This is a genomic window from Persicitalea jodogahamensis (assembly GCF_014651615.1).
GTDB lineage: Bacteria > Bacteroidota > Bacteroidia > Cytophagales > Spirosomataceae > Persicitalea > Persicitalea jodogahamensis.
In genome coordinates this window covers 2,009,563-2,036,162 of record NZ_BMXF01000001.1, presented here as the reverse complement: position 1 = coordinate 2,036,162, position 26,600 = coordinate 2,009,563, and the positions used below count along the sequence as shown (strand labels likewise).

Below are 26,600 nucleotides of genomic sequence, written 5' to 3'. Positions count from 1 at the left end.
GCAACCAGTAGAGCCGGTTAGGTATAGCTGGCACCCAGAGTGACAAATATTTCAGGTGAGGGGTGATCTGGGCGGCAGGCTAATCCCCAATTTTTTAATCCGGGCTTCCAGCGTCGTTGGTTTAAGTTCCAACAGTTCGGCTGCTCCTCCCCTCCCGCGAATTCGTCCCCCCGATTGATTCAGAGCCGCGAGGATAGCCGATCGCATGGTGTCCTCAATGGGCTGTATACGTCCGGTACGTTGTTCGTCTTCCAGGAGGCCATCGGCAGGAAAAGGGGAACGGAGCGGTTCGGCTAACTCCAGCGTCGTAGACCGGGACAAAATAGCGGCTCGTTCCAGTACATGCTCAAGTTCCCGGATATTGCCCGGCCAGGCATACGTCAGCAGCTGGCTCATCGCGTTATTGGCAATGCCGGTCAGCGGCTTACCCAGTTTTTTGCTGATACGTTTCAAGAAATGCAGCGCCAGCCTCTGAATATCCTCGGCACGTTCCCGCAGAGGCGGTATAAGAATCGGAAACACATTGAGCCGGTAGTATAGATCTGTCCGAAACCGCCCTCCGGCCACTTCCTGTTGCAAATTCCGATTGGTAGCAGCTATAATCCTGACGTCGATGTGGAGGGTACTTTTCCCGCCGACACGCTCAATCTCCTTTTCCTGAATGGCCCGCAAGAGTTTCGCCTGTAATTCAAGAGGTAGTTCGCCAATTTCATCCAGAAACAAGGTCCCCCCATTCGCCAGCTCAAATTTACCGATCCGTTTTTCGGTGGCGCCAGTAAAACTACCCCGCTCATGGCCAAAGAGTTCTGATTCGATCAACTGCGCCGGTAAGGCGGCGCAGTTGATCTTGATAAAAGCCTGCCCCTTGCGGGGTGAGCGATTGTGCACGGCACGGGCTACCAGTTCTTTACCTGTGCCGGTTTCGCCCAGAATCAGCACGGTGGCATCGGTAGGGGCTACCTGTTCGATATGGGTAAATACTCGCTGGATGGCCAGGCTGTGGCCGATGATCTCCCCAAAATTATGGGTAGTCTTGATCTCATCGGCCAGGTACGTTTTCTCCTGTTCCAGACGCTCACTCAGGCGCTTGATCCGCTCAAAGGCAAACACATTGTTCAGCGCCAGTGCCATCTGAACGTTAATGTCCTGCAACGTATGGAGGTCTTTATAGGTGAAGGCATAGGGCGACTTACTGGCCAGTATGAGTGAGGCAACCGGCTGCCCGCCTAGGAAAACCGGAGCGTACATAATCGATTGCACGCCCAGGGCCTTCCGGTACAATTCGCCCAGTGCATTTTCGTCTGCCTGATCCGTAAACTGAAAGCCAACGTGCAGGGTGGGTTTTGTCAGACAGAGCCGTAGTGCCGCCATGGCGTCTCTATGAACCGGTTGGCTGATCGTGCTGAGTAGGGTTTGGAGTTCCAGCAATTCAAACTTTCCCTGTACCTTGTGTACGGTTGTTTCCAGGTTAGATTCTGAATGTTGCACTTCATCGGTTCTGTAAAGTGCCAGCAAATCAATAGGCAGCAATCCGTTAATCGCCTGAGCCACCTGAACCAGCATTTCGCTCATACAGCCCTCCGTGCGGAAAGCATTGGCAATTGCAAGCTCGATGGCTTTCGTATGTCGTCGCCTGTCGAGTTCCTCATAAGCCAAGAGATTATCGAGCGTCAGCGCAATCTGGGGACAAACCAAGCTGACGGTCTGGTAATGCCCCTCCGTGAATCCGGACACCTCTTTACTCGACAGCATAATCGTAGTCACCGAGTTGCGTTTCAACGGGATGGGAAAAAGCACCGCTGACCGGACGTCAAATTTGTCGCGACAAGCGCGCGCCGTTGCGTATTCCTGACAGAGCCGGTCAAACTCATCCCCTACAAATATTCCGGTCTGTCCACCCAGGCGGTCCGGTACCTCATGATCCGGTTTTTCAATCAATGGGTCATCCGCCTCTTCGGCCAGCAAAGCCCCCATGTTGACTCTTTTAAATGTATTGTCATTCGTTTTTTCAAGCATCAGCCCACTGAACGATGACTCGTCGGGTAACCCTATCCGCAGCGTGAGATACGAGAATGGCACAAATCGATTGATCTGCTCCGCGATCGACAGGCAAAATTGTTCCCGCTCCTGTATATGGATACTGGCGTTGTTGACCGCTATCTGAATGCTTTGCTGCTCGCGCAATTTGGCTTCTTCGCTGTGGGCGTGTCGGTAACGGGCAATTTCCAGTGTCGACAAAACATCTCGCTCCCGAAATGGCTTGGTCAGGAAGCCAAACGGTTGGGTTACCTTGGCCGCTTCCAGGAGGCTGTCTGTCAGGTTAGCGGATAAAAATACGAATGGAATAGCCTGTTCTTTCAGCCAATGGGCCAAATCAATCCCTGTCTCCTGCCCATCCAGAAAAATGTCCAGCAATACAATGTCAGGTCGTTGGCTGTTTACCCGTTTCCTGGCTTCAGCTACGGATCCGGCTATTCCTTCAACCTGGTAGCCGGCCTTCGTCAGGATACGCCTTAGATCATTGGCGATAAGAAATTCATCCTCAACAATAAGAATGGAGGACAAGGGCGTTGACTCATTAACTGGCAGCATATAGGTTCAGTCATATAACTACCTATAAAGATACGACTCCAATTTGACTTCATCCAGAGCCTCCAAAATAGTGGAGGCTCTACTATTTTGGATTAGTTTCCAGTCTGGACACGATAGATAACTACCTTATAAACAACGGTTTAATCTGACAGGTTGGTAACATCCACGGCCTGGCATTGTATTGATCTTGAAGGTTAATAGAACATTCAACCCTTCATTTTTTGCGAGCCATGAATCAAAACCATTCGCCTGAGTCCTTACATGTAGAAAACCTGAATCTGGATAAATGGACTCAACCTGTCCATTCGACTGGCCATCATTCAATCGTCCTGATTCAACATGGTGAAGGCTACCTTACAATCAACCAAACTCAGTTTCGCTTTCGACCGGGCGATGTTTTCCTCCCAGGCCTCCGGGATCAATACAGTTTTCGCTTTACACAACACTGTGATTTCTACTGGCTCTCCTTTTCTTCTTCCTTCGTTGAAAATCTATTGACAACGGAAACTCAAACCTGGAATTTTATCAACCAGCCTGATCTTACGTGTTCCGGATCAATTGCCACCAACGCTACTGATCAAAAAAATTTACTGGCTCTGGCAGCCATTCTTTTGTCTGAAAAGCGCAGTCTACGGTCTTTAACCCACAGCCCCATCGTCGACTCACTGATGAAAACTTTTCTAAGCATGATCGATCGACTACACAGCCAGCGGGAACCTGCTGCAATGGACCGGCACTCCTATCCGTCGGCAATAACCCGGCGGGTGATTGCCCACATCTGTCGGCATATCCATGAGCCGGATCTATTAAAAATGGAAACTATTGCAAATGAATTCAATTATTCATCAGGACATCTGAGCGCCTTGTTCAGGCAGCAGGTTGGTGATTCCATTCAGCAATTTATAATCAAATATCGACTAAAAATGGTCGCCCGAAAACTGCGTCACTCCACCCTCACTGTTTCCCAGATTGCTGATGAATTTGGCTTTTCTGACGTATGCCATCTGAATAAACATTTCAAGCGGCACTACAATCACACCCCTACGGTACACCGCCAGATTATTCTGCCTTGACTCCCATATTCACCATTGATCATTTTTGTCCAGACTGGTGGATTCTGCCTCATATACCTGCATAAGTCTTGCTCGCTTTGTGAAGATCGGTAAATCAATATGAATAGAAATTTCAGGGTCAATCTACCTGAACATGCCCGAATACTCAAACGGATGTCATCACAACCACATCCTTGTCCGCCGCGCTTTCCCTTTGCAAAGTACGGCTCATTGAAACATCGGGATGGACGTATTGGCCAGGCACGCAGCATTGCTTGGTTTCACAAAACATCTCGTTGGTAGCCACATCTTTTGCACTGTTCTGAAAAGTACAGCCTTGATTACTAGTATGACAGGTAGGCAGCGTCATCTCCAACGTAACCAACTCATTTATAAAAACTTAGCATAAGAATGGTGGCAAAGTCAAATTTTCAAGGCCTTTATTCGTAAATACCATAACCATTAATACGAAGTTAATTAACACGTAAGTGTATGAACATTAGAGGGTTGTATATGATTTTTTTCTTAAATGCTTGGAAGTCGAATTGATTTTGGTTACAATTATCCCAAAAATCAATACATACTCCCCTCCCAAAATGAAGATTAAGAAAACCAATTCTGCCAGCAGTCCAGATACTGACAAAAAGAGTAACATCTTTGTAGTTGCCGAGCTTGCGCGGCTGATCAAAAATTTAGAACTGGACAAGGGTGATATAAGCCATACCCTAACAGATCAGGCGGCGTATTTTCACCTGATCAATCCCAAGTACCTTTCCAATTCTCTCGCCTCCGACTGGATCGCCATCCGTGATTTCATCGGTTTCGATGATTCGGTCAGGGTTTTCAGTGCACAAATGATGACTGCGCCGATTTTAGAGAAAGTAGGCCAATTCACCCGGGCCGATATTGAGAAACTCATGACAATGCTTTACGATTTGCAAGCCAGCCTGGAAGCCGAACTAAACCGCTGAAATCAAGCGCTGGTGCCTGACCAGTCTCCATGTATAATTGATTTTCTGAAGGTCACTTTGTGAACTGCTGGGCAAATCAAGTATGAGTCATTCCCTCCCTGGACAACGCACCACATCCAGGGGTAGCTGGGATTTGTACTCGCTCAACGAGTCACGGTAAGCCGCAGGCACGCTTTCCTTTGGTGCTGCCCCGATGGATACAGGGGTAGCACCAAAAGAAGAGTGTGCGTCAGTATAAACTGGCGGCAGAAATCACGGACTCCGGACAAATGCTCAATGCCATGAGTTCTTACGCCGCTCCGGATAAGCTGGAACCAGGCAATGGCGAACCAAAATTCGATGCTGTGGTCCATTTCGCTGCTGTACCCAGGATAATGATCAAACCCGGTAATGAAACATTTCTGGTCAATATCGTGGGTACATACAATAGGATTAAGCCTTACGAATACACTGAATTTTTTCTCGATTATTTTCAGCAATAATTGGCTGATCGGGTTTTCCCGGATGTGCCCATTGCCCGTAAATCGGGAGAATACAAAGCAATTATTCCAATTGGAAAATTCGTGAAGTTTTGGGTTTTAAAGAATAACGGAATTGGCAGAAGTACGTAAAATTGGACTGAATTCAGGTTTATACGCCTAAAATCAAAAATAATCCAACCTTCAAAAGCGTGAAGTACCTTTTATTAACCCTGTGTGTCCCTTTCCTGTTTTTCTCCTTCAACCATCCCCGGACCAATAGCGGAGTCGAAAAAAAGGGAGCACCAAAAGGCTTTCTGATTTCTGCCCAGGAATTATCCGGCATCAAAGAAAAGGCGGGAGCGGGCCTTGAACCCCACCGCACCAATGTCGCTCTTTTTCTGAGCTTCGTAGATAGTTTGATGCTGGTGTCATCGGATTGGCCTGAGCTATCGGGCGAGGTGGTAATTGCCGGGCGCAGTTCGACAGAACCCGTACAGCTAAGTTCTACCGGCGGCAAGTTGGCCTATGGCACCGCTATAGCGTGGCACCTGACGGGTGATAGCAAGTACGCCGTCAAATCAAGAGAACTCATCCTGAGCCTAACCAAAACCTATGGCTACCGGAACGAGGAGCATAAGGATTTTCAATGGGGTGCGCAGGGGATACTCAACCTTGCCCGTGGAGGCACTCCCTATATTTATGCCGCTGACCTTCTGGAAGGCTGGAAAGGCTGGACCATCGAAAATAAATGGAACTACCAACGCTGGCTACGCGATGTCATGTACCCCAAAGTGGCATGGGCCAGCCGGACCAGAAAAAACAACTGGGGTGTAGCAGGCTCATTCTCCGCAGCGCTCATTGCCTACTACCTGATGGAGCATCCCGATTGGCGTTTGGAAGAAGTAAGTCCACTTTCCGTAAAGCTGGCTCCCGAAGAAGCCTTTGCGGTCCATAACAGGTATCAGATCGGACGCTTGAAAACATCCGCCGATTGGAAGATGGATGCCAAAGGCGACCTGTGGGGCATACTGCCCAACGGGGCGATCCCCGAAGAGATCCGCCGGGGAAAAGACCCGATCGACGGTGAATTCCTACCTTCGGATGGGAGCGGCACCGACTACACTATGACACATATCGAACACCTTACCGCCCATGCAGAGTTTTTATACCGTTTGGGTGATAGTTCACTCTACGACCATAGGGAAGCCGATGGATCAGGCTCTTTGCTTCAAGCCTACATGTTTGTGATGAACAACCCGATCAAATCGCATTGTTTTACGGATACCAGGATCAATGCGCTTTATATGGCCTATCATTACTATAAAGACCCGGCCATGTTACGCTCATTGAAAGAATGCGGGCCCGGAAACATTTCCGGACAACGCCTCGCGCTTTTTGGCAGGTTGACTCATCCTGTTGACCTTTCGGAAAACTAAATGAACATGGTGAACGAATTGCCTTCAACTCCATGATCGCCGCCCTGAACTTCATGAGTGCGATCGGATAGGTTTTTGTTCAGGCTTGTACCCTGTCAGGTTCTTCCAATCAAACCACCTTCCTATTTCTAATTGAAAAGAGGAAATCCGACAGGGGAAATTGAGGACTCTCACCTACTATCTGATCCAGAAATTCCTCTGTATTACCCGGTATTCCCTTACTCAAACAGGTTTTCCGTCCGGTCCAGCATTAGGATCGACGCCTGCGGCACAATGACGTACTTTTCACCATCGTATTCCAGCTCGATGGCGTTACGTTGCAGGTAAATCGCCAGATCCCCTTCTTTGGCCTGTAAAGGCATGTACTTGATATTTTCTTCGATTTCCTTCCAGGGTTCGTCATCCATCGCTGAAGGAATCGGGTAGCCGGGGCCGACCTTGATAACGTAGCCCGTCTGCACCTGCTCTTTTTCGGTAACGGTGGGTGGCAGATACAGGCCGCTGTGGGTACGGTCGTTGGGGCTTTTGGGGCGGATAAGAACACGGTCGCCAACAACGATCAGGCTGCGCAAGCGGTTATCGGGGGTTAATTCCATTTTCTGTTTTTGAGGGTTGATGGTGGATAATTTCTTCACCGAAAAGGTTCCGGTGCCTAATACAAGTCATTCTCTATAAATATATTGACAGGTGTGTTGCCTGCCTTTTTATACGCGTTCATCCAGATTCGGTAGGCATCGCAATCTTCGGAGTAGTTCTCCCGATCCGTGGTGTGGCATCCGCCGCTATTCATATTTGTTTCCGTCATACTTGATAGCTTAAATGTGTCGGCATTGGTCGCTTTTATTTTCGTCACCCAGCCATTTGTCAGGTAGTTATCGACCAGCGTTTTAAGCGCGGAAGCATTGGCAGCCATGGCGGCGGCATCCAGTTTGAAGAAGGTAAATGCATGGGCCCCATGATCGAAACTCTCTTCGGCCTGCTGAATCGAAGACGCTATCCCTGCCACCGGCCCGGCGTATTCGGCTTCATTTACGTAAAATTTGCCGGGCAGATTGCTCCGCAGCAGGTCAAGCGCAAAGCGATGGTCGTAAACCAACGCGTCGTTGATTTTGATTCCATCGAGCTCAGCCGCTATTTCGTTGAACGAAAACGTATTTCTGAGGAAAGAGATTCGGTCATACACCGAGCCATGCTGACTGATGACCCGGATGGTACTGTCCACGTAAGTGACTGCCCGCTTGAAAAGCAGGTTGGTTTCTTTCAGGAGATGCGTCCGGTAGCGGTACCAATCACGCCCATCCGGTCCGCTAAATACAGCACCCGACTTCGGACTTTTGGGTTGAACCTCATCAAAATTAGGGTAGTCTGAATGCCATTTTTGGTTCAAACGCTCGATATCGCTGCCGTACTGAGCCTTCAACCAACGCCGGTAATCCTCTACAATGGGCCGAGAATAGTCCGTGAAACTATTTAGTACATCAAGATCCATCGGCTCTTCACTATCCCATTTATCGGTGCCAAAATCAAACTCTCCCTCCTGAGCGCGCGTCCACACGAGATCAACATAGAGTAGTTTGCCGGAATCCTGCAGGTACTTGTAACGCTCGATTACCTCCGCCGCGAAAGTGGTTATTCTGTTTTTGGTCGATGCTGCCGCCAGGGAGGTCATCACGTGCTGAACGTGCAGCGCGGGTGGCCGCATCAAGCCCCCGTACTTCTGGTAGACTGCTTCAGTACCGTCCATGCCCACACAAAGTACCCGATCCTCCGGTGACCAGCCGTCCCCGGTGGTCACACCATATGGGCCTGACGCCCCGTGCGAAACACTGTCTCCCGTCGCTACATCAATGTTGAGTCCCACCTTCATGCCTAATGACACGGCCTGGTTTATCTGGTCGTCGTACTGCTGCCACAGGTTATAGTCAGGCCTGTTTTCCTGCCGAAGGACTCCTCCCTGCTGTCCGTGGATGGTACCCCATTTGACGGTAAGAAGTACGGCGTTGAAGCCAAGCCGATACGCGCCTTCAATATCATCCAGCCCTTTGTACTGATCCCCCTCGTTGACCAGGGAGATGGCCAGATAGCGTTGGTTGTCCTGCGCATATCCGCTGGCATTGCACCAGCACACCATTACTCCCAGCAACACGGCGCTCCTGAAAGTCTGACCGACCGTCACGAATGGAAAATACAACACCTAGAATTGGAAATAAATGAATTGATTGGACGTGAACACACCAAAGAAATAGATGAATACACAAAGCAAGACGAAAACACTGTAAAACAGTGCGGTGTTGCGGGTGGGAATATGCAAAAAATAATGCTCTTTGACGAGCATAAACAGAATAAGCCCCACCGAAAACCACATCTCCACCCCATTGAGCGGTGAACGCAACGGCTCGGTCCAAGAGAGCGTGAAAATTTTACCTAAAATATCAAATGCCTGACCTACCGGTGCCTTATCGTTTCGGAAGAACACCCAAGTCAATGCCACGAGGGCGAAGGTAAAAATAACGCTCAGCACTCGTGAAAGGGGATTTTTTGGCAAGATAATCCCCCACTGTTTCAGAAATTTATCACGCAGGGCAGCAAGTACCAGGTACAGCCCGTGCAGACTCCCCCAAATTACGTAGTTCCAGCTTGCCCCGTGCCACAGGCCACTCACCAGGAAGACCGTGAACTGATTGAAATAGCGGCGGTACTCTCCCTTTCGGTTGCCCCCCAGCGGAATGTAAAGGTAGTCGCGAAACCAGGTCGAAAGCGAAATATGCCACCGTGCCCAAAACTCGCTGATGGACGCCGACTCGTAAGGCGTGCGGAAGTTCTGCATCAGGTCGAAGCCCATGACCCGCGCCGCACCGATGGCGATATCGGAATAGCCAGAAAAATCGCAGTAAATGCGAAAGGTGAAGAATAGCGTCGCCACCAACAGCGTAAGGCCATTGTGGTCGTAAGGGTTGTCGTAGGCGTAATCCACCACCATCGCCAGGCGATCGCCTATGACTACTTTCTTAAACATCCCGAAGGCCATTTGCATCAATCCTGCTTTCACATTTTCAAAGTCGTATTTGAAATACGAATGAAACTGAAACAGCATGTTCTGCGGCCGCTCGATGGGGCCTGCCACCAATTGCGGGTAGAACATGACGTACAGAGCATAAATCCCGAAATGATACTCGGCCCTCTGGTTTTTGCGGTACACCTCGATGGTGTAGCTCATCGCCTGAAAGGTATGGAACGAGAGACCAATGGGCAGAAGTACCCGGCCGGCCCCGTTGGTAATCCAATCAGCAATGCGGGCCGGAATCAGGCCGCCCAACGGGGGTACGTAGGGTCCGAGGTCAATGAGGGCTAAAAAACTATTGACGGAATCGCTGAGGAAATCGTAGTACTTGAAAAAAGCCAGTATCCCGACATTAGATATCAGGCTGATAATCAAAAGCATTTTGCGCTTTCGCTGGTCTTCCGTTTTTTCGATCCAGATGCCGGCTATGTAGTCGATGACGATCGTCCCGAACAGAATCAGGATATACACGGGCTTGAAGACCATGTAGAAATAGCAGCTCGCCGCCAACAGCAAAATCCAGCGCCCCCGCCACGACAGGCTGTAGTAAGCCAGTGTGACGACAATGAAGAAAATTATGAATTGGAGGGAGTTAAACAGCATCGGCCTTGACGTACTCGCTATTGACGATCTCTTCTTTTACAATAAACAGCGGGCGGTTCTTGGCCTGAAAAAAAATACGGAGGACGTATTCCCCGATAATGCCCAGAGCCAGCAGCTGCACGCCGCTGAACAGAATGATGACGAACAGCAACGCCGTGAAGCCTTCGATCACTTCGGTGAAAAAGAGCTTTTTTATGACTGTAATGATAAAATAAATAAGCGAGATCACGATTGCCACCGCGCCGGTGCGGGTCATGAACTTGATCGGAAACTCGCTGAAATTGAAGATACCGTTATAGGCCAGGGCAAAGAGCATTTTTAACGAGTACTTGGATTCTCCCGCCAGCCGTTCATCACGTTCATATTCGAACCCTTTCTGCTGGAAACCCACCCAGGACCGCATCCCGCGCAGGTAGCGGCTCTCCTCGGGCATTTTGATGAGCACGTCCGCTACCCGCCGGCTAATGAGCGCAAAATCACCACTATCCAGCGGAATATCGACGTACGAAATAGATTTCAACAGGCGATAGAAAAGGAAATACGCCCCTTTTTTAAATACATTTTCCTTTCGTTTGCGACGTACGGCGTACACTACATCATAGCCCTGCTGCATTTCCCGATAGAAATCCGGCAGCAATTCGGGGGGATCCTGTAAGTCGCCGTCGATCACAAAAAGAGCTTCCGTGGCCCGTGCCGAGGCAATACCGGCCGAGAGGGCCAGCTGATGGCCATGGTTGCGGGACAGAAAAACGCAATGATAGCGGGCATCGAGCAGCGCCAACTGGCGCATGAGTGTAGGCGTAGCATCCCGGCTGCCGTCGTCGATCAGAACAATTTCGATCGTCAGGCTCATACTGTCCATCAGCGCGTTGAGTCGCTCCACCAAATGGGGAAACGTTTCGGCTTCGTTGTAGAGCGGTGCTACGATGGATATTTGAGGGAGGTTGTTCAAGATAATGGCGGAGCAGGATTAGCGCACAAAAGTACGTTTTCCGTTCTAGAAGTGCTAAATCAGGGCAAGGTCATGTTCCCGGCCACGAAGGAGCGGCCGGTAGCTTCCGGGCCGGGAGTAAACAAAATCCCCCAATCGTAAGTGCCGGAGGGAAACGCTTCGTACGGAATGACCGTTTCCAAACCCGGCGCGTAATGTTTCAGTACATTTCGTCCTGAATAAGGACGTTGATTGAGCTTAAAAATATAAATACTGGCTCTGTTCCTTAGAAAAACATAGGCCCCGGAATCGAATCCGGCCGGAATTTCTGCGCCCGGTTCGGTGACCAGCAGCCCTTGCGGAATTTTCTCCATGGTAAAACGGAGCGAATCGGGCGAGCCAGAGGCTGCATTTCGTATCTGCCTGGCCAGCGGCTCAAAGGTGTCGGGGTAGTTGTAAATTTGGCGTTCCGTCATGAACTGCATCAGCGAATCCACATAAATCGCCTGGGGCGACCCGGGAACATGGCCCAGGCCGAAGCCATGATGTTCCTGGTTGTATGCATTGGTGAGTAAGTACTTGCGCCTTTCCGAAATCGAGGGGCCATAATGGATGAAAGTCAGGCCATAAATCACAACGCTCACGGCGAGTCCCAATTTAAATCCTGCTTTTTGCCAACGTCCTTCGGTGCTGTTTACGAAAGCCAGATAGCTGACGACAAGAAACAGCGCGGGGTAGATTTTGTAATTGCTCACCACCATGACAAAAAAGCCAAAGCGCGGCCGTAGCAAGGCGATTACTCCGGCATTGGTCAGCAAAAAAAGCATAATGCCCAAACAGAAGTACCCAAGTGCTTCTCGACCAAACGTGGTCCGACCAGACGCGGCCCGACCAAGCGTGGCTCCGTCAGATTTTTCGGACGACACAGCAAAGGAATGCACCCAGGACGGGACTTTCTTGGTCCAATTCAAAGTGCGCCGGAGCCAGGGCCACAGGTAGCTCAGTAACCAAACGGCCACCCAAATCATGACCATCATGCCCATCAAAATGGGTAGGGCAGTGCGGACTTGAATGGAGCGATCGGGCACGAGGTCGAAAAGGCCACCGAGGAAAGCAAAGAAACCTAGAAAAGTCAAGTGAGGATTTTGAAAGAAAAAACCGAGACTCGACTCGTTGTTCAAACTACTCATGCCTGAGAAATAGAGCGCAACGGCCACGGCACCGCTCAGCAACCAAACCACGAGCCCCCGATATCGGGTTTGGAACAACAACACCCCTGCGCCGCCCACCCAAACGAAAATACCGTTGCTCATGGCAAAATTGGCGCACAAAGCGGCCAGAATCGCCAGGCCAAGACGATTTTTTGCCAGCAGGAACATGGAAAGGCACACAAAAAATACTACCGGCTGATGCTGCAAACTGCATATTGCCCACAAAAAAATGAGATGATACTGTAGCTGGAAGAGCAAAAAAGGCACGGGTAAGAAAAAGTACGGGGGTAGTTTGGCCCAGCGGAAAGCCTTCCAGATCAGGAGCAGCGTGCCGAGGGTGAAAACCATTCCTGCGATGTGCAGGAAGGTAAAATTGAGCTCCCCCGTCACTGCGTAGTAGGCTACGGCAATCCCTTTGCCGAATACCATACGATGCTCATTATTGGGTTGAAAAAGCAGTTTTATTTTCTCGCTGAATCCTTCGCTCAGAATCCATTTTCGCAGAAAATCAGGAAAAGGATCGAAATCATCAAACCAGGGAACGTTTACCGAGTACCTGACGACAACAAAGATGAACAAAACAACGGGCAGCAACCCGAAAATCAACAGCAGTCGGTTACGGGTTTTACTCATCGGATAGGGTTTCCTCTTTCATATAGATCGCCTCCTTGCCGAAGTATCCGGCCATCAGCCTGTTCCACCAATGATTGTGATTCTGGTTAATGTCATCAACATAGAGAGACTGGGGGCGGTTTTTGAGCGCAGGCAAATAGACCACAGACTCAGTGGACGATTCGATGAGCTCGTAGCGGCGGTAAAGCTCGGCGTCGTAGGCAGCGGCCCTTCCGCTGAGTAAGTCGCCATAGGCCGCCCTCACGCTGGCACTTTGGTAGGTTGAAAAAATCACCTGCAACCCCAGCAAGCCGATAAGGATGTATTGGGAAATCACAGACATTCCGGGCAAATCCAGCTTTCGGCTTGCCCACTGATATAAAACGCCAAATACATAAAACCACCCAACCAGAAAAAACAAATAGACCAGATTGACTTCCCGCTCCGTGGGATCGATGCCGATGCCGTAATAGGAAGTAAAAAGCTGCGCGGCCAGAATGCCGACGTAAAGCAGGAAGACGTACCAAAACGGCACCGCAAAGCGAGCTCGGGCCTGTGGGGTGATCCGCGAAAGTACCAGCAACCAGGCCGCCGTAAACAGCAGTAACGGCGTTTTTGTGATCCAGCCCAAAGTCACTATCCCTAACATCCGGAAGGCATTCAGAAAAGACAACGGAATGTTACCGCCCAGAGGATTGCCCCCCAGACGCACATCCAGTCCCGGTGCCGTGAAGTACAGGTAACAACCCAGGGCAGCCGCAGCAACTACCCCCACCATCAGTCCGTCGATTTGTCGTTGAAACAAAAGCCTGAATCCACAATAGCCCGCAATCAACAACAGCATGGTGAGCAGATTGGCCTCACTGGAACCAATGACAGCAAAAACCAGAAAGCCCGCCAGGATGCCGGTCAGGATTTTCATCCATTTGGTTTCCAGCCTGTACCAGCGCAGTACGACGATGACCCAGCCGAAAGTCAGGATACTTGGAATGGTGTAGGTCACGAAAGCAGCCATCCAGTAGAAAAACCCCGCCAGACTCGGTATTTGCAGGATGAAGAGAAAATAAAGTACCCCCGCAAAACCCAGGTGTGCCAATCTGGAAAGCGTGGGCGTAAGATGACGCGCCAGTCCATAAAATGCGGCCACCAGCCACAACAAAAGAAGTACGGGCAGAACCTTGAAACCCACGATGGAATGAAACAACAGTGGATTGGAGTGATTGAGAAAGATGCCAAAGTACCGCCCGGTCCAGCCCGTGTAGTAGTAATGCATCGCTTCCTGCCAACCGAATTTGAAAACGGTATCAATGTAGCCGTAATCGTCGGCGGCGGATGGATGGTTGAAGTACGACAGCACCAGAAGCGGCAGCAGGACAAACGCCAGCAGCAGCAGGTTGAAGACATTACCTTCCTTCCGATATTTTTTGAAAAGATCAGTCATGCACCACTTTTTCAATAATGTAGCGGGGGCGGGCCTTTACCTCCTCGTATATTTTGCCAATGTACTCGCCAATCAGCCCGAGCGCCATCATATTGGAACCACTGAAGAAAGTAATGGGAAGCATTGTGGACGTCCAGCCCGGTACGGTGAAGCCAAACAGGTAGGAAGTCAGGATGTACACAAAAATGGCCATCGCGACCACGAAGTTGAACACGCCGAAGTAAAGTACCAGGCGCATCGGAAACGTGGAAAATGAAGTGATTCCGTTCCAGGCAAAGAGCACCATTTTCCGGAGAGGGTACTTGGTTTCGCCGGCCAGGCGATCCAGTCTTTTGTAAAAAACCTGCTCGCTCCGGAAGCCCACCAACGGTACTATGCCTCGCAGGAAAAGATTGATTTCCCGAAAATTGCCCAGCTCCTGAAGCACCCGGCGATCCATGAGCCGGAAGTCGGCGTGGTTGAAGACGACCGGAACGCCCATTTTCTGCATAACGGTGTAAAAGCCCTCGGCGGTCACGCGTTTGAACCAGCTATCGGTAGTGCGGTCATTGCGCACGCCGTACACGATCATGGCCCCGTCGCGGTGTTTTTCCAGCATACCCGTCATGGCGTGGATATCGTCCTGCAAATCGGCATCAAGCGTGATGAAGCAGTCGAAATCGTCTACGTGGTGTTCCAGCCCCGCCAGAATGGCACTTTGATGGCCAAAATTACGGGATAGCTTCACGCCGATTACCGTCGGGTCACCCGCCGCAATGTCAGCGATGATTTCCCAGGTACGGTCGCGGCTACCGTCATTGACAAAGCATATTTTGCTATCCGGGCTGATGAGTCCATTGCCCACGATTTCGGCGAAATAGTGCTTCAACGTCGCATAGGTGTGGTGCAGAATCGCTTCCTCGTTATAGCAGGGCAGTACCAGCAGCAGGCGCGCTGAATTCATAGGGTCGTCGTTTGGTGGGGCAAAATTAGCAGGAAAAGCCAAACCCCCGAACTTCGGTGCAGTTTAAACCGATGCCCGCTTGCGCCGGAGGAGAATGGGATACGCCAGCACGGCCGCCAGAATCACCAGGGTCCCCAGGTAAAATCCGGCGGTCATCCGTTCTTTCTCCCCAAAAATAAGGAAGGCCAGAGCGATACCGTACACGGGTTCGAGGTTGACAGTCAGGCTCAGCATATAAGCCGAAAACTGCTTCATGAGATGCGTGCCCATCGAATAGGCGTACACTGTACAGACCAGCGCCAGGATCAGAATCCAGGGCCAATCGGCTGGGACGGGCCATAGCGGCAGCGCATTGTTGAGCTGGTACTTTTCAAACAAAAAAACGAAAAGCAGCGAGCAGACGCTTGCCCCGATCATTTCGTAAAAAGTAATGACAAAGGCATCGTTCTGCTTTACAAAATGGCTGTTGGCCACGGTGAAGCATGCCGCCAGAAAAGCCGAGCCCAGAGCCAGCAGCAGTCCAAGTGCGTGATCGAACTCGAAATGAAAGACCAGGTACAATCCGGCCAGGGCCACTAGTCCTAAAAGCACTTCCAGGGGATTTACCCGTTTTTTTCCCACGAGCGGCTCCACGAAACTCGTCCAGAGAGAGGTGGTGGACATTCCTGCCAGGCAAACCGAGGCCGTTGAGACACGCGCCGAGGCAAAAAAAAGAATCCAGTGCGTGGAAAGCAGCGTCCCGACGGCCATCATGCGAAATAGCTGTCGCCGGCTTACGCGGAAATTTTTATTCTGTAAGGAAATAACTGCCGCCAGCCCCAACGCCGCCAGCACCGTGCGATACAGCACCAATGCGGCAGGAGCAATGGTGACCAACAAGCCAAGAATCGCCGTAAAACCCCAAATCAGAACGAGGAAATGCAATTGCAGGTACGAGCGTAGCGGCGGCGATTCGTCGTTCATCGCGGCAATGTTTTGAAAAGTCCCAGCCCTACGAAAGTGAAGACAATATTCGGCAGCCACACCGCCAGCAGCGTATTGATATTACCCGACTCAGCCACGCCTTTCGAAAGTAAAAAGAAGAGGATATAGATGAACGCTAAAGCAAAGCCGAGTGCGATCTGCAGCCCCACCCCCTGCCGGCTCTTGCGGCCCGAGACGATAAGACCGATGGCGGTCAGAATCAGCATGGCGAAAGGCTGTGTGAAGCGGGTGTACTTTTCGATCAGATAGACCTCCAAACCGTCGGAACCCCTGCTTTTCAGGAGGTCGATGTAAGCATTGAGTTCGGGTAGCGTGAAGGTCTCGAATAGATTATAGTCACTCTCGAAATCCTTAGGACTCAGATTGATGAGCGTATCTTTTTCGACCCCAAAGCTTAGCGCCTCGTTCTGCTTTTCAAGATTGCGGATGCGGTAGTTCTTCAAAGCCCACTTGTTCTTTTCGGGTTGCCATTCGATCTTGTCGGCGGTCAGTTTACTTTTGAGTTCGTTGCCCACGACGGTTTCCAGCGTGAACTTGTTCCCCGTCTTGGTTGCCACATTGTAGCTTTCGAGGTAGGCGTACACATTGGGCGCAACCTTGATGTGGACGTTGCGCCCGTCAAAATAAAACTCGTCCTTGACGTACTTTTGCTCAAATTCATTTCTGATTTTATTGGCTTTGGGCAACACCCAACCTACCAGCCCGAACATCACTCCCCCGATAATCGTCGCCCCCATCAGATAAGGGACCAGCAGCCGCCCAAAGCTGATGCCACTGCTCAGGATCGCGATGATCTCGGTGCGGGCCGCCATGCGTGAAGTAAAGAAAACCGTGGCGATGAAGACCATCAGCGGACTGATGTAGTTGATCCAATATGGTACCAGATTGAGGTAGTAATCGAAAATGATGGCAGAGGTCGGTGCCTTCTTTTCGAGAAAGTCGTCTACCTTTTCCGTGTAGTCGATCATGCAGATGATGAACACGATGACGAACGCCACGAACAGGAAAGTGACCAGCAGATTCTTAAGGATGTAACGATCCAGGATTTTCAATTCGGAGAGCCTCAGAGGCGTTGAACGAGTAGGTTTTTCGACACTTCCTGACTGATGAACAATGTCTTGACGTCATCGATAAGTACCAGTGCCGACCTGTCGTAGTCGTTGATCTCCCTCACCTCCATCCGGCAACCGAGCATAATGCCCGAGCGGTCGAGGTGTTGAAGAAATGGCGTTTCATGGTCAAGGACACCCATCATCAGCACCTTATCCCCTATTTCGACTTCCGAAAGTTTCAGGTAGTCGGCAGTGGGCATGTTGCCCTTCGCGTCAGGAATGGGATCGCCGTGCGGATCAAACTGAGGGTTGCCCAGAAATGCGGACAGCCGGTCCACCAAACGGTCGGACGGAATGTGTTCCAATTCTTCTGCGATGTCGTGCACCTCGTCCCAGCCAAAACCCAGCTTCTCGACCAGAAAAACTTCCCACAGCCGATGCTTGCGGATAATTTTGAGGGCCAGTTTTTCGCCCATCTCCGTCAGCGTAACGCCCTGGTACTTTTTGTAATTGATCAGCCCCTTTTCTGCCAGCTTCTTCAGCATGTCCGTGACTGATGCAGCACGGGTTGCCGTACCTTCTGCCAGGGCGTTGGTGCTTACCTCTGCCCCTTCGGGACCGGAGAGGTTATGGATGATCTTTAAGTAGTTTTCTTCTGTGAAGGAATTCGCCATGACGAAGAGATGAAATCGGCAGGGAGTTGGTTTAGCGTGCAAAAGTACAGCTTACTTGTGGCAATTAAAAAGATTTAGATTAGTCTAAAAATATTTTTTATCTTTGCCCCGGAAAGGGATTTGGGGCCGCAAATACCTGATTTCAGGCACCTGACAGCTAAAAATACCCTTCTCAGAATCCCTTTGGCTTTGAACCGAATTCTTAAATAACCTTAAATGCATAAAAATTCACTCTTGCAGGAAGAAGGCAAACCTTTGCCTTCCGAACTTTTACCTTCGCTGCCGGAGGTTTACGCTTCCATAAACGTACCGGAGGGAAAAGGTTGGTGGAAAAAAATGGCCGCTTTCATTGGCCCCGGCCTGATGGTGGCAGTAGGCTACATGGATCCCGGCAACTGGGCTACCGACATCGAGGGAGGCTCCCGTTTCGGCTACACCCTATTGTCAGTCATTCTGATATCCAACCTCTTTGCGATGCTCTTACAGCACCTTTCGCTTAAGCTCGGTATCGCCACGGGACGTGACCTTGCGCAGGCCTGTCGCGATTATTATTCACGTCCGGTGTCATTTGTCCTCTGGATTTTGTGCGAGATTGCCATTGCCGCCTGTGATCTGGCCGAGGTGATTGGTTCGGCCATCGCACTGAATCTGCTCTTTGGAATGCCGCTGGCGGTGGGCGTGGTCCTGACAGGGTTCGACGTGCTGCTGATTCTTTACTTCCAGCATAAGGGCTTCCGGGTGCTGGAAAGCATCGTCGGCGGGCTGATTGCCCTCATCATGGTGAGTTTCATTTACGAAATGATTGTGTCCCAGCCATCGCTGGCGGGAATTCTGGGGGGCCTTGTCCCGCAGGCCCAGGTAGTAACCGACTCCACGGCCCTATACATCGCGATTGGTATCCTGGGCGCGACGGTCATGCCGCACAACCTTTATTTGCACTCCAGCATCGTGCAGACGCGCAATTACAAACGCGACGATGAGGGTAAACGCTCGGCGATTAAGTTTGCCACGATCGACTCTACGGTATTCCTGGGTCTTGCCTTTTTTGTCAATGCTGCCATCCTGATTCTGTCCGCCGCCACTTTCCACGCCAACGGCAACTTCGAGGTAGCCGACATCACCGACGCCTACAAACTTCTCGATCCCATGTTGGGAGCCAAATGGGCCAGCGTTCTTTTCGCCGTGGCTCTCCTGGCATCGGGCCAGAATTCCACACTGACGGGTACTTTGGCCGGGCAAATCGTGATGGAAGGCTTTTTGAATTTACGTTTGAAACCCTGGTTACGGCGACTGATCACCCGACTCATCGCCATTGTCCCGGCACTGGTCGTGGCAATCCTGTATGGGGAGAACGGTGCTGCCGAATTACTGGTCCTGAGTCAGGTGATCCTTTCCATGCAGCTGAGTTTTGCCGTTATTCCGCTCGTGATGTTCACCAGCGACCGGGCCAAAATGGGCACATTTGCCAATACAAAACGACTAAACGTTATCAGTTGGGTTGTGGCAACTATCATCCTGGTATTGAATGCCTACCTGCTGTGGGATACGTTTTTTTAAAGGGGCGATTTGGTAAAATTGAAACGCAGATTTGGTTAATGTATTCCGACTCGCTCTTACTCAGAGCGGCAACTACCTGTTTCTACGGCTCACTTGCAGAAAATAGCCCTCAATCCACCGAAAGGTTGATTTTGCAGACTCGATTATCGTATCGGCTGCCTCTGGACGTTTTTGGGCATACGATTCGCAGTAAGCCTGAAAAGTTTTCCACTCTTCAATCTTCCCCCCCGAGAAGAAACTACCTCCATTCTGCGGCTCAACGCCGATGGTCTTTGCAAGCTGGCGGCTGATCACTTTCCCACCCAGCTTGGAGCCTTCGAGCACATACATCACGCCCACTGCCTCGGGTAACGAAAGCCCCCCCTGCCGCTCAATGGCATCTCCCTGGGAAAAATAATCCGGATTAAAACTACCCGAAAGTTGCTTGATATCAGCAATAGCCAAATTGCTGCGCGGGACAAATTCAAGGTTTGCAGGATTTTTATCAAGAGACTCCCGGACCTGACTTTCCAAAGGGGAAAACGCACCGTGAAATGCATACAGGACTTCTAGGTAACCTTCCCGACTGAGTGCCGGGCTCATCACCCGCCGGCTCGGTTCGGTTTGTTCCAAAGACTGGTGCTGCGATTGCGTTTCCGCTTTTAATCTTTTCATAAAGCCTGCCGAGGCGAATGACACCTCAACGGGCTCAGCGGGTAGTTGTGGAGTCATAACAGACGGGAATTCGGGAAAATCAGATAGAAAGCACTACCCACACCGAGGGTACTTTCAGCCCAAATCAACCCTTCATGATTGTGCATCACCTTTTTACATATGGCAAGCCCCACACCCGTTCCATTTTTACCATCAGGCTCATTATTAAGGCGCTGAAACAGTTTGAAGATCGTACGGCTATACGCGGGATCAAAGCCTACTCCCCTGTCCCGAAGTACGATGGAAAAGTAATTTTGGGCCGTTATCCCGAATGCCTCAATCGCTTCTTCGGTGGGCGAGGTAACCTGAATAGAAATCAAATTGGGTTCATCGGGCCGGCTGAATTTCAGAGAATTAGTGATAAGGTTCAAAAACAGTTGTTTCAGTTGAAAAGCAATGCCCACAATTTCCGGCAGTTCCTCCACTTTCAATTCCGCCTGCTGCTCCCGGAAAACATCCGCTTTATCAATGAAGATTTCCTGCACGAGGCTATTCAGATCCACTTCTGCATGTACGTTCTGCTTGGCCGAAATATTGGAATAAGCTGAAATGTCGTCAAGCAACTGCTGCATGCGCCGGGCCGATACCTGCATCCGGTTAATCGAATCCAGCAACACTTCGGAAAGATTGTGTGAATCCTTACTGAGAGCCCGACTAGCTAATACCTGGATTTTCCGCAATGGCTCCCTGAGGTCGTGGGAGCTGATCCAGTTGATGTTCTCAAGCTCTTCATTGACGGCCATCAATCTTTCATTCAGTGCACGCTGCTGATCGGACTCCTGCTGAATGTGCAGGGTGCGCAGTTGTTTACGCAGGGCGAAAGCCAGCCGGGCCGTAATCTGAACCTGAGCATCCGACCAGGGTTCGCTGACGTCACGCACGGTCTGTTGCCAGGCACTGAATGAACTACGCGGAGTAAGGGTACCTTTGCTGTTATTAGGCTGACGGGAATCAGGTTGGCCGCCCCAAGTAACGGTTTGAACCAGCCCCGGCCTGAACCAAACAATGCAGTCCTTAGAAGCAAAATCGAGGGGGTGGTAAATGATTCCAGAGGCTACCTCCTCGATTGCTTTAGCAGCGGGGTAGTGTGCCGCCAGATTTTTGGTCGAGAAACCCTTAGTGGAAAAGGACGATTGCCGAAGAAATTCCACCAGTCTGAGAGTTGCGTCAGACGGCGGAGTCAAGCCCTTACTGTAGATTTTATCCATCACGACTATCGCAACGCCCCAGGCTTCGGCCATTCGAAGCAACTCAGGTTTTTCTACCAGTGCCGGCAGACCAAAACGGTTTTCATCCTCAAAAAAATGCAAGAGCGCATTCAGTTGTTTTTCGGTAGCCAGCGATTCCGCCGACTGCTCCATACGTTCCAGCAACTCGATTTGCGAAGACAGCAATATTCCAATCATCTGGGCCGTATTGCGCTGCCCGAGCGTAGGATGATGGGCAGTGCGGTGGTGGCAGGCAATCAGCCCCCAAAGTTGCCCGTCCTTTACGAGCGAAATGGAAAAAGAGGCACCTACCCCCATATTCCGCAGATACTGGATGTGGATGGGCGACACACTCCGTAAGTAGGCATAACTCAGATCCAACTGCTCGGGAACAGTGCCTGTGCCATCGCCGGGCTGTGTGAAAAGTGCCACGGGTTCAGAGCCTGTGTCATTGATAGACCGTATGGTATTGCGCACATACAGAGCCCGCGCCTGAAGGGGAATATCGCCGGCCGGGTAGCGTAAACCCAGATACGGTTCCATGCCGTCGGCCAGGCATTCGGCAATAACTTCGCCCGAGTGATCTTCGGTATCGAACCTGTATATCATGACGCGGTCGTAGCCCAGGATTCTGCGCACTTCCTTCGCTACGGTATCGCATAAGTCGACCAGACTGCCGGGCGTTTTTATCAGGCTGAGCAGTTCCGGTACCGTAATCGTCTCCGGGTGGTCTTCGACCGCAGGTTCAAGCTCCAGAATAATCAGACCAGCGGAACGGTGCGTCATCATGTGATAACTGACATCGTCATGCCGGAGCGTCAGTCCCGAGCTCTGGCCTTTTTCACCCAGCCGTTCTTCTAAAACATCACGGTGCTGGGGAAACAAGTGAAGAATGTTCCTTCCCAGAATTTCCTGTAAGGGAAGTTGAAGAAACCGGGTGAGGTTTCTGCTGCAATGGGTGACGGTCCCGTCCTGAGGATTGATGGCCAGCAAATAGCCATGGGCCTGAATGGTACCCGGAACGTGAATGGGTTCCTGGTCGCAATTGGAAATGGTGGTGACTGTCTTGTTAGTCAGATCGATCATTTTGGATCCAGATGAACAGAGGAGCGCTGAAACAGCTACTTGACAAGTTCATTTAGCAAAAAGGGAGACGAAGTGGGTGAAATGGCTTTCTGCAGCGCAATTCTCACCAGTATTTTCAATTCATTAAAGTCCCTGGGTTTGCAAATATAATGATCGGCCCCCTTATTTCTGGTGGTTTCGATCATGTCGGCAGAAGAGCTCGTAGAGATAATGAAAACCTTGGTAATTGAATCACCCAGTTTTTTTCGCAAAAAATCAAGGCATTCGAGGCCGCTCAGCCGGGGCATGTTCAGGTCCAGGAAAATAATGTCCGGGGATTCACCGGCTTTTCTGAGCGTGTTCATAAGCGACTCACCATCAGCAAACTCTTTGATGATCAACTCATGCCGCAATTCAGTAATTGCATCCAGAAAAAGAAAACGGTCGTCCTCGTCATCGTCCACCAAAAATACCTTGGGTTTGAATGCCGGAAAACTGAATGCGGATAATGTCATAAATGGGATCTCAAAGGTTGGATATTGAGAAGTCCTTACTCTCCTGCCGACAAAATGAAAAATGTCAGCAGAAGAGCAAGAATAACCATAAGCGGTATTTGCAAATTTAATACTTTGATCCGAATCTGCCGAAGAGTTTTTGCGATCATCCGGCCCAGGGGCACTTACTTCGCCTTCATGTCTATGAAGGGTATGATGACTTCCTCCAACGACACCCCGCCGTGCTGGAATGTATCGCGGTACAGGTTGACGTATTGGTTGTAGTTATTGGGATAGGCAAAGAAATAGTCCTCCTTCGTAAAGACATAGGAAGTCGAAACGTGAGGCTTGGGCAGGAAGAAACGCTCCGGCTTCCGGCATACCAGCAAGTGGTTGTCATCAAAGCCCAGATTCTTGCCGTGTTTGTAGCGCAGGTTCGTATTGGTTTCCCGGTAGCCGATAATCTTGGCCGGCTTCTGTACCCGAATCATACCGTGGTCGGTCGTAAGAATCAACCGTCCTTTTTTCTCAGCTACCTTTTTGATGAAATCCAGCAACGGGGAATGCTGAAACCACGACTTGGTGATGGAGCGGTAAGCTGCTTCGTCGGGAGCCAGCTCTTTGATCATCTGCACATCGGTACGGGCGTGAGAGAGCATGTCCACGAAGTTATACACTACCACGTTGAGGGCATTGCCCATCATGTTATTGAAGTTGTCCACCAACGATTTGCCCTGGTTCGTATTCAGGATTTTGTGGTAAGACATCTTCACATCAAGTCGGTTCCAGTCGAGTTGCTTTTGCAGCAGTTCGCTTTCGTACTTGTTCAGGCCTTCCTCACCATCCGGGGTGTTCTCGTCGCTCACCCACCACTGCGGGTACTTTCGCTCGATCTCACTGGGCATCAATCCGGCAAAAATCGCATTGCGGGCGTAGCCAGTCGTTGTTGGTAGTATGGAATAATAGGAAGACTCTTCTTCAATTGTGAAGTAATCCTGCATTACCGACTGAATCATTTTCCACTGGTCATAGCGAAAATTGTCGATCAACAGGAAAAACAGGGGTTCGCCGCTGCCTTTCAGATGCGGGAATACCTTTTGTTTCATCAATTGGTGCGACAGAATGGGGCGGTCGGCCCGGGGGTCGTTCAGCCAGCCGTCGTACTCTTCCTCTATGAACTTGGCAAAGTTGTTATTGGCGTCGCTCTTTTGCATCGCGAATACCTCCGCCATTCCCTGATCCTGCGAACTTTCCAGTTCCAGTTCCCAATAAATGAGCTTTTTGTAAATATCCGCCCACTCCTCATGCCCGATGCGATCCTGATACTGCATCGCCAGATTGCGAAACTCCTGCTGGTAGCTAAGCGTCGTTTTTTCAGTAACAAGCCGCTTATTGTCCAGGATTTTCTTGACCGAAAGCAGAATCTGGTTTGGGTTAAGGGGCTTGATGAGGTAGTCGGCGATTTTGGAGCCGATGGCGTCCTCCATGATATGCTCCTCTTCGCTTTTGGTGATCATGACCACCGGGAGAGAAGGCCGCATTTGTTTTATCTGGGCCAGTGTTTCCAGGCCCGTCATGCCAGGCATCATTTCATCCAGAAAAACGATATCGTATCGTTCGCTTTCAACCTTATCAAGGGCATCGGCGCCGCTGTTGACGGGCGTCACGGTACATCCCTTGTTGGTCAGGAACATAATATGTGGCTTCAAAAGGTCGATTTCATCATCGGCCCAAAGGATCTTATATTGCATATAATTAGAGGTTTTACGGGTAAAATGGACTGGCGGCTATCGTTGATCGATACGAAGCAGCCCATATAATCGGCTTTAATAATTTAGTTTAAACGCAGAAAATGCCTATCCCGTACTTACAGCTTCAGGACAAAAAACGGGCTGATGGGCTAACCCGCTAGAAGCCAACAAATCAAGGCATCAACAAATCCGCAGCCTTTTACAGAAATTTCCGTGCCACGCGCTCCAAATCTGCCGGCGTATCGATCCCATGCGAATCATCGGGGGTGATAACGGCCTGGATCGTGTAGTCATTTTCCAGCCAGCGGAGCTGTTCCAAAGCCTCGGCCTTTTCCAAAGAGGATACCGGTAACTGCGTAATCTGGGCCAAAACATCGGTACGATACGCGTAAATTCCGATATGTTTGTAAAAAATATGGCGGCCCAGCCAGTCTGCCTTTTCCACTTCCCGGAGATAGGGGACCGTTTGCCGACTGAAATACAATACATTCCGACTCGCGCTGAGCAGTACCTTAGGCGTGTTGGGGTTGAACAGCGTTTCTTCATCATCGATCGCTTTTACCAGCGTGGCCAGCTGCGTTTGTCCGTTGAGCACGGAAGCCAGGCGATTGATCTGCGTGGGCTGAATGAACGGTTCGTCGCCCTGGATGTTAATCACATAATCGTACACGCCTTCCAGGTATTGCAAAGCTTCGAAACAACGGTCGGTACCGCTCTGATGGTTGCCGGAGGTCATGACTACCTTGCCGCCGAAAGACTGCACGTGGTCGAATATACGGTCGTCATCAGTTGCAATAACGACCTGCGAAAGCCTGGATGATAACTTGGCCTGTTCGTACACCCGGCGGATCATACTCACTCCGCCGATTTCGGCCAAAGCTTTGGCGGGAAAACGGGTGGAAGCATAGCGGGCGGGAATGATACCGACAATTTGCAAAGCGTGGTGAAAGTTTGATTATTTGATTATTCTTTGTCCAAAACTACCATTTCCATTCGACAACCCGTGTCTTTGTCCCCCGAAAACCTGTTCACCCATACTTTTTCCGAAACCATCTGGCGGGTTATGCCGCATCCCGACCGCGACGAATGGATTGTGGAATTGCGTGACGCCGAAACGAAAACAGTTTCCTGGGCACTTCTGGACCTTACCACCAATCAGGTACTTTGGCAAAAATCTCCCTCAGCCACCGAATGGTGGACTACCCTGGCGGGTTTCGCCGGGGACCGGGTATTCCTGCACAACTACCGCTTTCCCGATATTCCTGAACCCACCGATCTGCTGGCCCTCTCAGTTGCTGAGGGCGAAGTGGTCTGGGCTCTACCCGGCTGGCTGTTCGTCCGGATCCTGCCAGGCACTGAGCAAATCGTGGTGGCGCAAAAGCAAGCGGAAAGAATTCAGTATCAGCTTTGCGACAGTAATTCAGGGTTGTTAAAAAATCCGGTTCTGGAAAAAGATCTACCCGCTGTAACCGAACCGAATCACCACATTCCCGTTCGCTATGAGCCTCATGATATATACTTCCGTCAGCTTTCAGCGTTTTTGGGGAGAATGGTGGAAACGCAGGACGCTGTTGCCATCGATTATCTTGAATCAGACCCCTATGTGGTCTTTTCTTATTATCTTTACGATCAGGAAAAAGCGGCTCAGTATCTGCTGGTTGTAAATCGAAACAGGGAAATAATCTATCACAACCTATTGAGTGACAAGCGTCCGGGCATCAGCCTGGACACCATTTTGTTAAAAAATAACCATCTGGTTTTCCTGCGGAATACCAACGAACTGAACAGCCTAACATTGACACACTGAA

At 50.4% G+C, this 26,600-nt stretch carries 21 protein-coding genes and 1 pseudogene; 6 read left to right on the top strand and 16 right to left on the bottom strand.

Features of this window, described 5'->3' with window-relative positions; all coding sequences use genetic code 11:
- Window positions 1–51: 51 nt before the first annotated feature.
- Entirely contained in the window at window positions 52–2,592 is a 2,541-nt protein-coding gene (locus IE117_RS08370; RefSeq protein ID WP_189563834.1) for a sigma 54-interacting transcriptional regulator, read from the bottom strand.
- A gap of 230 nt (window positions 2,593–2,822) precedes the next feature.
- On the opposite strand from IE117_RS08370, the gene IE117_RS08365 reads away from it, so the two are divergent.
- The 4 genes and pseudogenes from IE117_RS08365 (at window position 2,823) to IE117_RS08350 (ending at window position 6,512) form a co-directional block, all read left to right on the top strand.
- On the top strand, window positions 2,823–3,665 hold the full coding sequence (locus tag IE117_RS08365) for an AraC family transcriptional regulator (RefSeq protein WP_189563833.1): 843 nt from the start codon (window positions 2,823–2,825) through the stop codon (window positions 3,663–3,665).
- 575 nt (window positions 3,666–4,240) lie between these two features.
- Window positions 4,241–4,615, top strand: a complete 375-nt coding sequence (locus tag IE117_RS08360; protein ID WP_189563832.1) for a hypothetical protein — start codon at window positions 4,241–4,243, stop codon at window positions 4,613–4,615.
- Between the two features lie 239 nt (window positions 4,616–4,854).
- Window positions 4,855–5,052 (top strand): annotated as a pseudogene (locus tag IE117_RS26545) (NAD-dependent epimerase/dehydratase family protein); the annotation flags it as partial.
- Window positions 5,053–5,285: 233 nt separating this feature from the next.
- The gene (locus IE117_RS08350) at window positions 5,286–6,512 is read left to right on the top strand and encodes an alginate lyase family protein (protein WP_189563831.1); all 1,227 of its coding nucleotides are present in this window, start codon (window positions 5,286–5,288) and stop codon (window positions 6,510–6,512) included.
- A gap of 218 nt (window positions 6,513–6,730) precedes the next feature.
- Here IE117_RS08350 and IE117_RS08345 read toward each other — a convergent pair whose 3' ends face one another.
- The 10 genes from IE117_RS08345 to IE117_RS08300 form a co-directional block, all read right to left on the bottom strand.
- The gene (locus IE117_RS08345; protein WP_189563830.1) at window positions 6,731–7,108 is read right to left on the bottom strand and encodes a co-chaperone GroES; all 378 of its coding nucleotides are present in this window, start codon (window positions 7,106–7,108) and stop codon (window positions 6,731–6,733) included.
- Window positions 7,109–7,164: 56 nt separating this feature from the next.
- On the bottom strand, window positions 7,165–8,706 hold the full coding sequence (locus IE117_RS08340; RefSeq protein WP_189563829.1) for a beta-galactosidase: 1,542 nt from the start codon (window positions 8,704–8,706) through the stop codon (window positions 7,165–7,167).
- Window positions 8,707–10,176, bottom strand: a complete 1,470-nt coding sequence (locus tag IE117_RS08335) for an MBOAT family O-acyltransferase (protein WP_189563828.1) — start codon at window positions 10,174–10,176, stop codon at window positions 8,707–8,709.
- Window positions 10,166–11,128 carry a glycosyltransferase family 2 protein gene (locus IE117_RS08330; RefSeq protein ID WP_229580518.1) on the bottom strand — a complete coding sequence of 321 codons (963 nt, stop codon included), beginning with the start codon at window positions 11,126–11,128 and terminating at the stop codon, window positions 10,166–10,168. Before IE117_RS08330 ends, IE117_RS08335 begins: the two co-directional genes overlap by 11 nt.
- Window positions 11,129–11,187: 59 nt before the next feature.
- Entirely contained in the window at window positions 11,188–12,951 is a 1,764-nt protein-coding gene (locus IE117_RS08325; RefSeq protein WP_189563827.1) for a hypothetical protein, read from the bottom strand.
- A complete protein-coding gene (locus IE117_RS08320) occupies window positions 12,944–14,371 on the bottom strand; it encodes a DUF6056 family protein (protein WP_189563826.1) in 1,428 nt (475 codons plus the stop codon). The genes IE117_RS08325 and IE117_RS08320 overlap by 8 nt, the downstream gene beginning before the upstream one ends.
- Complete coding sequence (locus tag IE117_RS08315; RefSeq protein WP_189563825.1) at window positions 14,364–15,314, bottom strand: glycosyltransferase family 2 protein; 951 nt, start codon at window positions 15,312–15,314, stop codon at window positions 14,364–14,366. Before IE117_RS08315 ends, IE117_RS08320 begins: the two co-directional genes overlap by 8 nt.
- Before the next feature lie 63 nt (window positions 15,315–15,377).
- Complete coding sequence (locus IE117_RS08310) at window positions 15,378–16,277, bottom strand: DMT family transporter (RefSeq protein WP_189563824.1); 900 nt, start codon at window positions 16,275–16,277, stop codon at window positions 15,378–15,380.
- Window positions 16,274–17,350, bottom strand: a complete 1,077-nt coding sequence (locus IE117_RS08305) for an LptF/LptG family permease (RefSeq protein ID WP_189563823.1) — start codon at window positions 17,348–17,350, stop codon at window positions 16,274–16,276. Before IE117_RS08305 ends, IE117_RS08310 begins: the two co-directional genes overlap by 4 nt.
- An 11-nt stretch (window positions 17,351–17,361) precedes the next feature.
- Window positions 17,362–18,024 carry a metal-dependent transcriptional regulator gene (locus IE117_RS08300; RefSeq protein ID WP_189563822.1) on the bottom strand — a complete coding sequence of 221 codons (663 nt, stop codon included), beginning with the start codon at window positions 18,022–18,024 and terminating at the stop codon, window positions 17,362–17,364.
- Window positions 18,025–18,240: 216 nt separating this feature from the next.
- On the opposite strand from IE117_RS08300, the gene IE117_RS08295 reads away from it, so the two are divergent.
- The gene (locus IE117_RS08295; RefSeq protein WP_189563821.1) at window positions 18,241–19,581 is read left to right on the top strand and encodes an Nramp family divalent metal transporter; all 1,341 of its coding nucleotides are present in this window, start codon (window positions 18,241–18,243) and stop codon (window positions 19,579–19,581) included.
- Window positions 19,582–19,653: 72 nt separating this feature from the next.
- Here the strand turns inward: IE117_RS08295 and IE117_RS08290 are convergent, their stop codons facing one another.
- The 5 genes from IE117_RS08290 to kdsB all read right to left on the bottom strand — a co-directional run bounded on the left by IE117_RS08290 (window position 19,654) and on the right by kdsB (window position 25,729).
- Window positions 19,654–20,292: a biliverdin-producing heme oxygenase gene (locus IE117_RS08290; RefSeq protein ID WP_189563820.1), complete on the bottom strand. Its 639-nt coding sequence runs from the start codon at window positions 20,290–20,292 to the stop codon at window positions 19,654–19,656.
- Complete coding sequence (locus IE117_RS08285; RefSeq protein ID WP_189563819.1) at window positions 20,289–22,568, bottom strand: ATP-binding protein; 2,280 nt, start codon at window positions 22,566–22,568, stop codon at window positions 20,289–20,291. The genes IE117_RS08290 and IE117_RS08285 overlap by 4 nt, the downstream gene beginning before the upstream one ends.
- A gap of 35 nt (window positions 22,569–22,603) precedes the next feature.
- A complete protein-coding gene (locus tag IE117_RS08280; protein ID WP_189563818.1) occupies window positions 22,604–23,062 on the bottom strand; it encodes a response regulator in 459 nt (152 codons plus the stop codon).
- 164 nt (window positions 23,063–23,226) lie between these two features.
- Window positions 23,227–24,792 (bottom strand): T9SS response regulator signal transducer PorX, encoded by a 1,566-nt coding sequence (gene porX, locus IE117_RS08275; RefSeq protein ID WP_189563817.1) that lies wholly within the window; start codon window positions 24,790–24,792, stop codon window positions 23,227–23,229.
- A 199-nt stretch (window positions 24,793–24,991) separates the two neighbouring features.
- The gene (kdsB, locus tag IE117_RS08270; RefSeq protein ID WP_189563816.1) at window positions 24,992–25,729 is read right to left on the bottom strand and encodes a 3-deoxy-manno-octulosonate cytidylyltransferase; all 738 of its coding nucleotides are present in this window, start codon (window positions 25,727–25,729) and stop codon (window positions 24,992–24,994) included.
- A 33-nt stretch (window positions 25,730–25,762) separates the two neighbouring features.
- On the opposite strand from kdsB, the gene IE117_RS08265 reads away from it, so the two are divergent.
- A complete protein-coding gene (locus IE117_RS08265) occupies window positions 25,763–26,599 on the top strand; it encodes a DUF4905 domain-containing protein (RefSeq protein WP_189563815.1) in 837 nt (278 codons plus the stop codon).
- Window position 26,600: the final 1 nt, after the last annotated feature.

Excerpts from the sequence above, each read along its gene's own strand:
- IE117_RS08315 (WP_189563825.1), bottom strand. The coding sequence starts at position 15,314 with ATGAATTCAGCGCGCCTGCTGCTGGTACTGCCCTGCTATAACGAGGAA.
- IE117_RS08365 (WP_189563833.1), top strand. The coding sequence starts at position 2,823 with ATGAATCAAAACCATTCGCCTGAGTCCTTACATGTAGAAAACCTGAAT.
- IE117_RS08360 (WP_189563832.1), top strand. The coding sequence starts at position 4,241 with ATGAAGATTAAGAAAACCAATTCTGCCAGCAGTCCAGATACTGACAAA.
- IE117_RS08300 (WP_189563822.1), bottom strand. The coding sequence starts at position 18,024 with ATGGCGAATTCCTTCACAGAAGAAAACTACTTAAAGATCATCCATAAC.
- IE117_RS08345 (WP_189563830.1), bottom strand. The coding sequence starts at position 7,108 with ATGGAATTAACCCCCGATAACCGCTTGCGCAGCCTGATCGTTGTTGGC.
- IE117_RS08295 (WP_189563821.1), top strand. The coding sequence starts at position 18,241 with ATGCATAAAAATTCACTCTTGCAGGAAGAAGGCAAACCTTTGCCTTCC.
- IE117_RS08310 (WP_189563824.1), bottom strand. The coding sequence starts at position 16,277 with ATGAACGACGAATCGCCGCCGCTACGCTCGTACCTGCAATTGCATTTC.
- IE117_RS08320 (WP_189563826.1), bottom strand. The coding sequence starts at position 14,371 with ATGACTGATCTTTTCAAAAAATATCGGAAGGAAGGTAATGTCTTCAAC.
- IE117_RS08325 (WP_189563827.1), bottom strand. The coding sequence starts at position 12,951 with ATGAGTAAAACCCGTAACCGACTGCTGTTGATTTTCGGGTTGCTGCCC.
- IE117_RS08280 (WP_189563818.1), bottom strand. The coding sequence starts at position 23,062 with ATGACATTATCCGCATTCAGTTTTCCGGCATTCAAACCCAAGGTATTT.
- IE117_RS08290 (WP_189563820.1), bottom strand. The coding sequence starts at position 20,292 with ATGACTCCACAACTACCCGCTGAGCCCGTTGAGGTGTCATTCGCCTCG.
- IE117_RS08370 (WP_189563834.1), bottom strand. The coding sequence starts at position 2,592 with ATGCTGCCAGTTAATGAGTCAACGCCCTTGTCCTCCATTCTTATTGTT.
- IE117_RS08335 (WP_189563828.1), bottom strand. The coding sequence starts at position 10,176 with ATGCTGTTTAACTCCCTCCAATTCATAATTTTCTTCATTGTCGTCACA.
- porX (WP_189563817.1), bottom strand. The coding sequence starts at position 24,792 with ATGCAATATAAGATCCTTTGGGCCGATGATGAAATCGACCTTTTGAAG.
- IE117_RS08285 (WP_189563819.1), bottom strand. The coding sequence starts at position 22,568 with ATGATCGATCTGACTAACAAGACAGTCACCACCATTTCCAATTGCGAC.